Annotated in this window: 9 protein-coding genes and 1 pseudogene; 4 read left to right on the top strand and 6 right to left on the bottom strand. The window is 69.2% G+C overall.

Annotated features, from left to right (window positions below):
• Nucleotides 1–322, bottom strand: a pseudogene (locus tag MKK53_RS04875) (porin family protein); the annotation flags it as partial.
• Between the two features lie 652 nt (nt 323–974).
• Here MKK53_RS04875 and MKK53_RS04870 point away from each other — a divergent pair.
• Nucleotides 975–2522: a DEAD/DEAH box helicase gene (locus MKK53_RS04870; RefSeq protein ID WP_243927405.1), complete on the top strand. Its 1548-nt coding sequence runs from the start codon at nt 975–977 to the stop codon at nt 2520–2522.
• 131 nt (nt 2523–2653) lie between these two features.
• On the top strand, nt 2654–3709 hold the full coding sequence (locus MKK53_RS04865; protein ID WP_243927404.1) for a sensor domain-containing diguanylate cyclase: 1056 nt from the start codon (nt 2654–2656) through the stop codon (nt 3707–3709).
• Between the two features lie 24 nt (nt 3710–3733).
• On the opposite strand, the gene MKK53_RS04860 is transcribed toward MKK53_RS04865, so the two are convergent.
• Nucleotides 3734–4111: a HesB/IscA family protein gene (locus MKK53_RS04860; RefSeq protein WP_243927401.1), complete on the bottom strand. Its 378-nt coding sequence runs from the start codon at nt 4109–4111 to the stop codon at nt 3734–3736.
• A 100-nt stretch (nt 4112–4211) separates the two neighbouring features.
• Nucleotides 4212–5201, bottom strand: coding sequence for a threo-3-hydroxy-L-aspartate ammonia-lyase (locus MKK53_RS04855; protein ID WP_243927399.1), 990 nt, complete (start codon nt 5199–5201; stop codon nt 4212–4214).
• Nucleotides 5202–5347: 146 nt separating this feature from the next.
• Between MKK53_RS04855 and MKK53_RS04850 the strand changes: the two genes are divergently transcribed.
• Together MKK53_RS04850 and MKK53_RS04845 are read left to right on the top strand one after the other, a co-directional pair.
• Nucleotides 5348–5554 (top strand): hypothetical protein, encoded by a 207-nt coding sequence (locus MKK53_RS04850; protein WP_243927397.1) that lies wholly within the window; start codon nt 5348–5350, stop codon nt 5552–5554.
• A gap of 464 nt (nt 5555–6018) precedes the next feature.
• Nucleotides 6019–6300 carry a hypothetical protein gene (locus MKK53_RS04845; protein ID WP_243927395.1) on the top strand — a complete coding sequence of 94 codons (282 nt, stop codon included), beginning with the start codon at nt 6019–6021 and terminating at the stop codon, nt 6298–6300.
• Between the two features lie 75 nt (nt 6301–6375).
• Here the strand turns inward: MKK53_RS04845 and lpdA are convergent, their stop codons facing one another.
• The 3 genes from lpdA to MKK53_RS04830 form a co-directional block, all read right to left on the bottom strand.
• Nucleotides 6376–7815 carry a dihydrolipoyl dehydrogenase gene (lpdA, locus tag MKK53_RS04840; RefSeq protein WP_243927393.1) on the bottom strand — a complete coding sequence of 480 codons (1440 nt, stop codon included), beginning with the start codon at nt 7813–7815 and terminating at the stop codon, nt 6376–6378.
• 6 nt (nt 7816–7821) lie between these two features.
• A complete protein-coding gene (locus tag MKK53_RS04835) occupies nt 7822–8301 on the bottom strand; it encodes an endonuclease domain-containing protein (RefSeq protein ID WP_243927391.1) in 480 nt (159 codons plus the stop codon).
• 213 nt (nt 8302–8514) lie between these two features.
• Nucleotides 8515–9948, bottom strand: coding sequence for a pyruvate dehydrogenase complex dihydrolipoamide acetyltransferase (locus MKK53_RS04830; protein WP_243927389.1), 1434 nt, complete (start codon nt 9946–9948; stop codon nt 8515–8517).
• Between the last annotated feature and the right edge of the window lie 5 nt (nt 9949–9953).

The raw sequence follows: 9953 nt of genomic DNA, 5'->3' as shown, positions 1-9953 counted from the left end.
AGTAGTAGTTGTAGCAGATCTGGCCGCCGCCGACGAAGCATTCGTTGTTGTTGCGGTTGGAGAAGAAGAGGAGGACGGTGGTCGGGCGGTCGTCGGCGGCGAAGATGCCGTTGGCCGGGGAGACGCCGACGACGGCCGTGGCGCGGCTGGTGGAGGAATCGAAGCCGTAGCCGGCGTTGAAGCCGGCGTAGAAGCCCGTCCAGGTGAAGAACGCAACAAGCGTGAAGACCGGCGGCGGCGCAGCGCGGCGCGGAAGGTCGGCGGCCGAAGCGGCCACGGTCATGCCGGCGAGAACGGTCGATGCAAGGAGAAGCTTATTCATTGGGGTACCAGATCCTGGAGTTGGCTTAGGCCAGCGGCTTTCTAGGCGCTTGCGGCGAACGGGTCTGTCGCTTTCCTGCAACAAGCAGGGTCAGATTAGCCAGATCGGGTCAACGAAAGGTGAAGGTTATGCCGGCCTAACGGGGTCGGCGGAGCGATGTGCTCTTCCGCACGCCGGCTCCCGGGGAAGTGATAGGGCCTGAACTGGTTTGCCGGGGAAGTCCTAATTGGGGCGAAACCGCGGCGCGACCGAGCGAACATTTGTTAAGTGGCAGGGGGCGGGACAGAGGGGCTGCGTTTTATTTTAGGACGCCGGCCCGCGACCCGGCCGATCGGCGATATCATTCACTTAACCCTGATCGCGGGTTTCCCGGCGGCACCGCCGGCCGAGCCTTCCTCCACGGCGCCACCGACCTGTGGCGCCTATGTCGCGCGGGGGCACATCGCGCCCGGCCGCCCGGCGGGAAAGCGTCGATGACGCCCGTCATCCCGCCCTTCCTGGCTCTGCGAGATTGACAAGCCGCCGCAAGGCTCTAGGTGAAGCGCTAATCGCTCGGCGGCCGCGGTTGCGTCCGTGTGTCCGCTCAATCCCGGATCGTTGCCGCGACGATGTCCATCGCGCCGGCCGGGTGCGTGAATGTTGCCGACACGAAATGCCGTTTTCAGATCTGGGACTGAGCGAGAAAGTCCTGCAGGCCGTCACATCGGCCGGTTACACCGAGCCGACGCCGATCCAGGCGCAGGCCATCCCGCATGTGCTCGCGCGTCAGGATGTCCTGGGCATTGCCCAGACCGGCACCGGCAAGACCGCGGCCTTCACGCTGCCGATGCTCACCCTGCTGGAGACCGGCCGCGCCCGTGCCCGGATGCCGCGGACGCTGATCCTCGAGCCGACCCGCGAACTCGCGGCGCAGGTGGAGGAGAGCTTCGAGCGCTACGGCACGAATCACAAACTCAACGTCGCGCTGATCATCGGCGGCGTCTCCTTCGCCGACCAGGACGCGAAGCTGACCCGCGGCACCGACGTCCTGATCGCCACCCCGGGCCGCCTGCTCGACCATTTCGAGCGCGGCAAGCTGCTGCTCACCGGCGTCGAGCTCCTCGTCATCGACGAGGCGGACCGCATGCTGGACATGGGCTTCATCCCCGACATCGAGCGCATCGTGAAGATGGTGCCGTTCACCCGGCAGACGCTGTTCTTCTCCGCCACCATGCCGCCGGAGATCGAGCGGCTGGCGGACATGTTCCTGCACAACCCGCAGCGGATCGAGGTGGCGCGGGCGTCCTCGGCCGCGACGACCATCACCCAGCGCCTCGTGGCGACGGGCGCGGAGGATCACGCCAAGCGCGACCGGCTGCGCACGCTGATCCGCGGCGAGGAGGCGCTGACCAACGGCATCATCTTCTGCAACCGCAAGCGCGATGTGGCGCTGCTGCAGAAGTCCCTCGTCAGCCACGGCTTCGACGCCGCCGCCCTGCACGGCGACATGGACCAGCGCTCGCGCACGGCCGCCCTCGACGCGTTCCGCAACGGTGAGACGGCCCTGCTCGTGGCGAGCGACGTGGCCGCCCGTGGCCTCGACATCCCGGCCGTGAGCCACGTCTTCAACTTCGACATCCCCCGCCACCCGGAGGATTACGTCCACCGCATCGGCCGCACGGGCCGGGCGGGCCGGGCGGGCGCCGCCTTCACCCTCGTCACCCCCGAGGACGAGCGCTCCCTCGGTGCCATCGAGGCGCTGCTCGGCCAGCCGATCCAGTGGTTCGACGGCGACCTCTCGACCGTGACGTCGTCCGATTCCGAGCCGCGCAGCCGCCATCGCGGTCGCTCGGGCGAGGGGCGCCGGAGCAGCCGGAGCGGCGAGCGCGGCACCGAGAAGAGCGGTGAGCGGAGCGCGGTCAGGTCCAGCGAGCGCGGCACTGACAAGAGCGGTGAGCGGAGCGCCGTCAGGACCAGTGAGCGCAGCGCCGAGAAGCCCGCGAGGGAGAGCCGTCCCCGGTCCGAAGCGCGCGAGCGTCCCGTGGCCCGCGCCGAGACCCCCGTCGCCCCGAAGCCCGAGCAGGCGCGGCGGGAAGCGCCCCGGCGGCAGAACCCGCGGGGCAACCGCGAGACGGATTCCGAGGGCGATACGCCCGTGGGCCTCGGCTCGCACGTGCCCGCCTTCCTCCTCCGCGCGCCGACCGTGAAGCGCGGCAGCTGAGGCGCTGGCGCGCCACGGCGCGCCAGTCCTTCGGGTCCGCGCCTTTAACTGCGCGTGTACAAAGTGTCGCTACAATCCAGGCTCTTGCGGCTGTGCCTGGTTAGGCAGGCTCGCCCCGCAGCGGGATGAGGATGAGCCAGGACGCTTTCCCGGATCGTGATCGTAGCTTCGCGTTGGCGAAGCGGGCGAACGAACTCATGCGCGACTATGGACCGTCGGCGACGCCGAGGGCCTACGCCGTCTGGTACGCCTACGTCTCGGGCGAGGTGCCGCTTCTCAACGATGCGGTCAAACGCCTGACCGCCGACAAGGGCCTCCTGACCGAGTTCGACATCGACCACCTGCATGAGAGCTACCTCGACGGGCAGCGCTATGCCGCCGATGCCAGCGTGGTCAGCCGGACGGTCCTCGCGGAGCTGGCGGCGGTGAGCGAGGTCCTCGACCTGTCGCTCGGCTCGACGCAGCAATACGGCGAATCCCTCTCCACCCTGACCCTCGACCTCGCCCAGGCACAGTTGAGCCGGGCCCGCCTGGCCGAGCTGGTCGCCTCCCTGGTCGCCGCGACCCGCGAGGTCGTCGCCGACAACCGCGTGCTGGAAGCCCGCATCCGCGAAAGTCGGATCGAGGTGGAGACCCTGCGGGAGAAGCTCGAGACGACCCGGACCGAAAGTCTCACCGACCCGCTGAGCGGCCTCGCGAACCGCAAACACTTCGAGGAGATGCTGCGGAGTTCCGTGGCCGAGGTCGCGCGGGGCGGGACGCTGAGCGTGATCGTGGTCGATATCGACTACTTCAAGCGGTTCAACGACCAGTTCGGCCATCTGACCGGCGATCAGGTCCTGCGGCTGGTGGCGGTGGTGATGCGCGAGAGCGTCGATCACAGCGCCTCCCTGGCCCGATTCGGCGGCGAGGAGTTCGGGATCATCCTCCCGGGCGCCAACCGCATCGATGCGGCACGCATCGCCGAGACAATCCGCACCAGCATGATCGGCCGGGAGCTGGTGAAGCGCTCGACGGGCGAATCCCTCGGCAAGGTGACGGTGTCGCTGGGCGTCGCTGAGTACCGGCGGGGGGACACGCCCGCCTCCCTGCTGGAGCGGGCGGACCTGTGCATGTTCGCCGCCAAGCGCGGCGGCCGGAACCGCGTCGTGGACGACGCCTCCATCGCCCCGTCCCAGGCCGCTTGACCCGCGGCCTGGAGGGCATTCGTCTCAGGCGGAGACCGGCATCCGCTCCGGCGAGACCGGGGTGATCGCCACCGACTCGCCGCAGCCGCAGGCCGAGGTCTGGTTCGGGTTGTTGAACACGAACTGCGACGCGAGCTTGCTGGTGGTGAAGTCCATCTCGGTCCCGAGCAGGAACAGGACCGCCTTCGGGTCGATGAAGACCTGGACGCCCCGGTCCTCCACCATGTCCTCGCCGGGCTTGCGCGCCTCGGCATATTCCATCGTGTAGGTCATGCCGGCACAGCCGCCGTTCTTGACGCCGACGCGCAGGCCCGCCACCGGCGTCTCGGCCTGCGCCATGATCGCCTTGATCCGCTCGGCCGCCCGATCGGTCAGGGAGAGGACTTTGAAACTGGATGACATCGACGCTCTCCGGCCCGGACGGGTTCAAGGCCCGCGGGACGTGGGTGGGGTTCCTGCAAGATAAGCATGCCGGGCCCCCGGGTCCACAAGGCCCGGAGCCTCACGTGGCCGGTGCGACGAGCCGCGCGAAGGAGGCGATGTCGACATTTCCTCCGCTGATCACGATGCCGACGCGCTTTCCGGCCACATCGAGCTTGCCGTGCAACACCGCCGCGGCGGCGAGGCAGCCGGTGGGCTCGACCACGAGCTTCATCCGGGAGGCGAAGAAGCGCATCGTCTCCACGAGTTCGGCATCGCTCACCGTGACGATGTCGGCCACGCGCCCGCGGATGATGGGGAAGGTGATCTGCCCGAGGTAGGTCGTCTGCGCCCCGTCCGCGATGGTGCGCGGCACGGGGATGGTCACCACCCGCCCCGCGTGGAACGACCTGCGCCCGTCGTCGCCCGCCTCCGGCTCGACGCCGTAGATCGCGACACCGGGGGAGCGTTCGGCCGCGGCGAGGGCACAGCCGGCGAGCTGCCCGCCGCCGCCGAGGCAGGCGACCAGCATGTCGAGGGGGCCCGTCTCCTCGATCAGCTCCAGGGCCAAGGTGCCCTGCCCCGCGATCACCTCGGGATGATCGTAGGGCGGGATCAGGGTCAGGCCCCGGGCCTGCGCGATCTCCCGCCCGAGGACCTCCCGGTCCTGGCTGTAGCGGTCGTAGGTCACCACCTCGGCGCCGTAGCCGCGGGTCACCTCGACCTTCACCTGCGGCGCGTCCTCCGGCATGACGATCACGGCGGGCACGCCGAGCAGGCGGCTCGCCAGGGCGATGGCCTGGGCATGGTTGCCGGAGGAGAAGGCGATGACGCCGTGCGCCCTCACCTCGTCCGGCAGAGCGGCGATCGCGTTGTAGGCTCCGCGGAACTTGAAGGCGCCGCCCCGCTGCAGGTTCTCGGCCTTGAAGAACAGGCTGGCGCCGGTCATCGCGTCGGCGGTGCGCGAGGTGAGCACGGGGGTGCGGTGGGCCACCCCTTCGATGCGCCGGGCGGCCGCGGCCACGTCGGCGAAGGTCGGGAGGGCGGGCGTCGCCGCGACAGGATCGGCCATTGCATCTGTCTCCGCACCATCCACTGGCCGGCGCCTGGGACGGCGCGTCCGAGCGGAGCCATTGGCGCTGCCGTGGATTAACTCCCGGTGGGGGAGCGGACAATGGCAAAGGACAACCGACCGATGACGGTCCGGCGGGCGCGGGCATGACACGGGACAAGGCGGTCGCCTCCGGGAACGCCGTGACCTTCCGTGGCCGGGGCCTGGGGCTGCGCCTCGGCACGCGCCTCGTCGTCCTCGTCTGTCCCCTTTGCTCGCAGCGCAACGCCCAGCGCGGGGCCGAGCGCGGCATCTGCGAATGGTGCGCCTACGTCCCCTCCCTGAGGGATGCCGAGCGGGTGGAAGAGACCTGACGGCACGGGCGAGCCGTTCCTGCGGTGCTTTTATCCTAAGCATTTGACTGGACGGGTCTGAAAGGGACGACCCATGGCGACCCAATCCCGTCTTTGCGAGCACAGCGAAGCAATCCAGGGCGGCGGGCCGTGTCCGGTCATGGCGTGCCCCTGGATTGCGTCGCGTGGCTCGCAATGACGGAGCGCGCGCCGACTCCCACTCAGACGGTTCAGGTCCGGTGAGGAACGGTCCTGAGGAGTCGTTCGCGGCATCGCTGAGCGGCGCCTCCCCTCAGGGCCGCACCTCACTCGAAATGGGGCCAGGGTGCCCGCCGCGGCCGGAATGAACGCCGATGGGCGGGCCGCGTTAGCCTCGGGCGCGTTCCACGGCACGCCCGCTGCCCCGTTGTGAGCGGCGGGACTCGGGCGAGGGCGTCTGACAACCGGCCCGAGAAGGGTTGGAGACACAGTCGAAGGAGACTGCCATGAGGAAGTCCACCCTGTTCGCCGCCGCCGGCCTGTTGGCCGTGGGAACGGCAGCCTACGCCGCCGAGGGCGGCCCGAGCACCCAGAGCCCGGCCGGCAACCCCGGGACCCGCATGCAGGGCTCGCCCAATGCGGCGGGTTTCGGGAAGGCCGACACCACCGGAAGCGCCGGGGCTTCGAGCGCCGCGCCGAACCGCGAGGTGAAGCCGGACGGAAAGATGCACGGCTCCCCGAACGCATCCGGCTTCAACAACGGTGCGGGCGCGGCGACCGGCAGGTAACGGCCACCGTCCCATGCGGAATCGATCAGGGGCGTCCCGTGAGGGGTGCCCCTTTCGCGTGGCCCTTGCCGGCTCTCAGGTGTGGATCACCTTGCCGTAGGCGTCGAGCACGCTCTCGTGCATCATTTCGCTGAGCGTCGGGTGCGGGAACACCGTGTGCATCAGCTCCTCCTCGGTGCTCTCGAGGTTCATCGCCACCACGTAGCCCTGGATCAGCTCGGTGACTTCGGCGCCGACCATGTGGGCGCCGAGCAACTGGCCGGTCTTGGCGTCGAACACGGTCTTGATCATCCCGTCCGGCTCGCCCAGCGCGATGGCCTTGCCGTTGCCCGCGAAGGGGAACCGGCCGACCTTCACCTGGAAGCCCTGCTCCTTGGCCTTGGCCTCGGTGAGCCCGACGCTCGCGATCTGCGGCTGGCAATAGGTGCAGCCGGGGATCTTGCCCTTGTCCATCGGGTGGGTGTGCAGGCCCTTGATGGTCTCGATGCAGATGACGCCCTCGTGCTCGGCCTTGTGGGCCAGCATCGGCGGGCCGGCGACGTCGCCGATGGCGTAGAGGCCCGGCACGTTGGTCCGGCCGAGCCCGTCGGTGACGACGCAGCCCCGGTCGGTCTTCACCCCGAGCTTTTCCAGGCCGAGATTCTCGACGTTGCCGACGACGCCCACCGCCGAGATCATCTTCTCCGCGGTGATCTGCTGGGTCTTGCCGTCGCCGCCCTCGATGGTGGCGGTGATCGAGCCGGTGCCCTTCTCGACCTTCGTCACCTTGGCGCCGGTGAGGATCTTGATGCCCTGCTTCTCGAACCGCTTGCGGGCCATGGCGGCGATCTCGGAATCCTCCACCGGCAGGATCTGCGGCAGCACCTCCACCACGGTCACCTCGGCGCCCATCGTCCGGTAGAACGAGGCGAACTCGATGCCGATGGCGCCCGAGCCCATCACCAGCAGGCTCTTGGGCATCGTCTCGGGGACCATGGCCTCGTAATAGGTCCAGATCAGCTTTTTATCCGGCTCGATCCCGGGCAACGCCCTCGGCCGGGCGCCGGTGGCGACGATGATGTGCTTGGCCTGATAGGTGCCCGCCCCCTTGGCGCCCTTCGGCGGCTCGGCGCGCGCCGAGTCCTTCACGGTGACCTGGCCGGGCTGGTTGCCCTTGGCGACGGAATCGACCGTCGCCTCGCCCCAGATCACGTCGACCTTGTTCTTCTTCAGCAGCATCCCGACGCCGCCATTGAGCTTCGCCGAGACGCCCCGGGAGCGCTTCACGATGGCCCCGACATCGAACCCGACCTTCTCGGCCGTCAGCCCGTAATCGCCCGGATGCTGGAAGTAGTGGAAGATCTCGGCCGAGCGCAGCAGCGCCTTGGTGGGGATGCAGCCCCAGTTGAGGCAGATGCCGCCGAGGTGTTCGCGGTCGACCACGGCGGTCTTGAAGCCGAGCTGCGCCGACCGGATCGCCGTGACGTAGCCGCCGGGCCCGGCACCGATGATGAGGACGTCGTAGGTGTCGGGCATTGGCGACTACTCCTGCGCGGGCTCTCCTCCCCCTTGCGGGGAGGAGATGGAGATGGGGGTGGTCCAACCGGATGCATCGGCGGCCGGGGCATTCGTCGCGGTCCTGGGTCGGGCGGACAGCGTTGCGAAGATCGTGTCGAGCACGCTGTCGATCGATCTCGTGACGTCGAGGTTGCTGAACCGAAGGACGCGAAACCCTTGGGCTTCGAGGGCGCGTGTCCGTCGCAGATCGTAGGCCGCATCAGCCTTGAAGCCGTGCTGGTCGCCATCGACCTCGACGATGAGACGCGCGGCAAGGCAGCAGAAGTCCGCCACATAAGACCCGAGCGGGACCTGCCTTCGGAAGTGCGAACCTTCGACCGGCAGGCGATGGCGCAGATGCCACCAGAGCCGTCGCTCAGCCTCGGTCTGCGAACGACGGAGGTTCGCAGCGTTCGTCTTAACCCGTGGCGATGCGGATCGAGGGGGCGGCTGCTGCCAAGTCATACAAGGGCCGGTCCAGTGTGAGCGTATCCCCTCCCCCCTGTGGGGAGGGGGAGGGGTGGGGGTGGTGCAGACGGCACCGCCGCGATCTCTCCGGCACCACCCCCACCTCCCGCTCCTCCCCACAAGGGGGAGGAGAGCCCGCCGGGCTGAGCGAAGCGGTGTTGGTCTGCCGATGACCGTTTCACCGAATTCCTCCCCGCGGGGAGAAGCGGCTTACACCAGCATTCCCATCGGGTTCTCGATCAGGCCCTTGAAAGCCTGGAGCAGCTCGGCCCCGAGTGCCCCATCCACCACCCGGTGATCGACCGAGAGCGTCACCGTCATCGCTTGGACCACGGCCGGCTGGCCGCCCTTGGCGACGATGCGGGCCTCGCCCGCGCCCACGGCCAGGATCGTGCCGTGGGGCGGGTTGATCACCGCCTGGAAGTTCTTGATCCCGAACATGCCGAGGTTCGACACGGCGGTGGAGCCACCGGAATACTCCTCCGGCTTCAGCTTGCGCGAGCGAGCCCGGCCAGCGAGGTCCTTCATCTCGGCGGAGATGGTGGAGAGCGTCTTCTGCTCCGCCTTGCGGATCACCGGGGTGAACAGCCCGCCGTCGATCGCCACGGCGACGCCGACATCCGAGTGGCGGAACTTCAGCACCCGGTCGCCCGCCCAGACGGCGTTGGCGTTCGGCACCCGCTGGAGGGCCAGCGCCAGGGCCTTGATGACGAAGTCGTTGACCGAGAGCTTGTAGGAGGGCTTGCCGTCCTTGTCCTTGGCGGCCCCGCCATTGACCTGCTCGCGCAGGGCCAGCAGCGCATCCAGCTCGACATCGAGCGAGAGATAGAAGTGCGGGACCGTCTGCTTCGACTCGACGAGGCGCTTGGCGATGGTCTTGCGCATCCCGTCGAGGGTGATCTCCTCGTAGGAGCCCGGCTCGAACATCGCCTTGACCTGCTCGGTGGTCATGCCGGTGGCCAGCGGGGCGGTGGCGGCCGGGGCCGCCTTCGGCGCGGGGGCGGCCTCCTGCGCCTGCGGCGCCGGAGCGGCGGCCGGGGTCGCCTTCTGGGCGCCGCCGGCCTTGGCCGCCTGCACGTCGCGGGCGATCACCCGGCCGTGCGGGCCGGAACCCTGGATCGTGCCGAGGTCGATGCCCTCCATCTTGGCGAGCCGTCTGGCGAGCGGCGAGGAGAACACCCGGCCCTCGCCACCCCCGGAGGCCGGCGGGGCGGCGGCCTGCCCCGCGGCGGGGTTCACCGCCTTGGCGGCGTCGGGGGCCTCGTTGGAGCGGGCATAGGACATCTGCGCGTCGCCCGACGTCGTCGCCGCATCGGCCGTCGGCGCCGTGGCGGGGGACGCCTTCGGGGCCTCGGCCGCCTTGCCGCCGCCGGCCGGGGCCTGGATGCTAGCGGGATCCTCGCCCTCGCCCGCGATCAGGGCGATCAGGTCGTTGACCGGCACGTCCGCCGTGCCCTCGGGCACGACGATCTTGGCGAGGACGCCCTCATCCACCGCCTCGACCTCCATGGTCGCCTTGTCGGTCTCGATCTCGGCCAGCACGTCGCCGGACTTGATCGGATCGCCCTCCTTCTTGAGCCACTTGGCGAGGTTGCCCTTCTCCATCGTCGGGGACAGGGCGGGCATCAGGACGTTGATCGGCATGGTCT

The organism is Methylobacterium sp. J-076, assembly GCF_022829405.1.
Taxonomy (GTDB): domain Bacteria; phylum Pseudomonadota; class Alphaproteobacteria; order Rhizobiales; family Beijerinckiaceae; genus Methylobacterium.
Note: the sequence above shows the minus strand (reverse complement) of the source record. Positions and strands in the feature narration are given on the sequence as shown.

What these genes read in the sequence shown, in the direction of transcription:
- MKK53_RS04850 (WP_243927397.1), top strand. Translation starts at nt 5,348, where the DNA reads ATGACACGGGACAAGGCGGTCGCCTCCGGGAACGCCGTGACCTTCCGT.
- MKK53_RS04870 (WP_243927405.1), top strand. Translation starts at nt 975, where the DNA reads ATGCCGTTTTCAGATCTGGGACTGAGCGAGAAAGTCCTGCAGGCCGTC.
- MKK53_RS04845 (WP_243927395.1), top strand. Translation starts at nt 6,019, where the DNA reads ATGAGGAAGTCCACCCTGTTCGCCGCCGCCGGCCTGTTGGCCGTGGGA.
- MKK53_RS04855 (WP_243927399.1), bottom strand. Translation starts at nt 5,201, where the DNA reads ATGGCCGATCCTGTCGCGGCGACGCCCGCCCTCCCGACCTTCGCCGAC.
- MKK53_RS04865 (WP_243927404.1), top strand. Translation starts at nt 2,654, where the DNA reads ATGAGCCAGGACGCTTTCCCGGATCGTGATCGTAGCTTCGCGTTGGCG.
- MKK53_RS04830 (WP_243927389.1), bottom strand. Translation starts at nt 9,948, where the DNA reads ATGCCGATCAACGTCCTGATGCCCGCCCTGTCCCCGACGATGGAGAAG.
- lpdA (WP_243927393.1), bottom strand. Translation starts at nt 7,815, where the DNA reads ATGCCCGACACCTACGACGTCCTCATCATCGGTGCCGGGCCCGGCGGC.
- MKK53_RS04860 (WP_243927401.1), bottom strand. Translation starts at nt 4,111, where the DNA reads ATGTCATCCAGTTTCAAAGTCCTCTCCCTGACCGATCGGGCGGCCGAG.
- MKK53_RS04835 (WP_243927391.1), bottom strand. Translation starts at nt 8,301, where the DNA reads ATGACTTGGCAGCAGCCGCCCCCTCGATCCGCATCGCCACGGGTTAAG.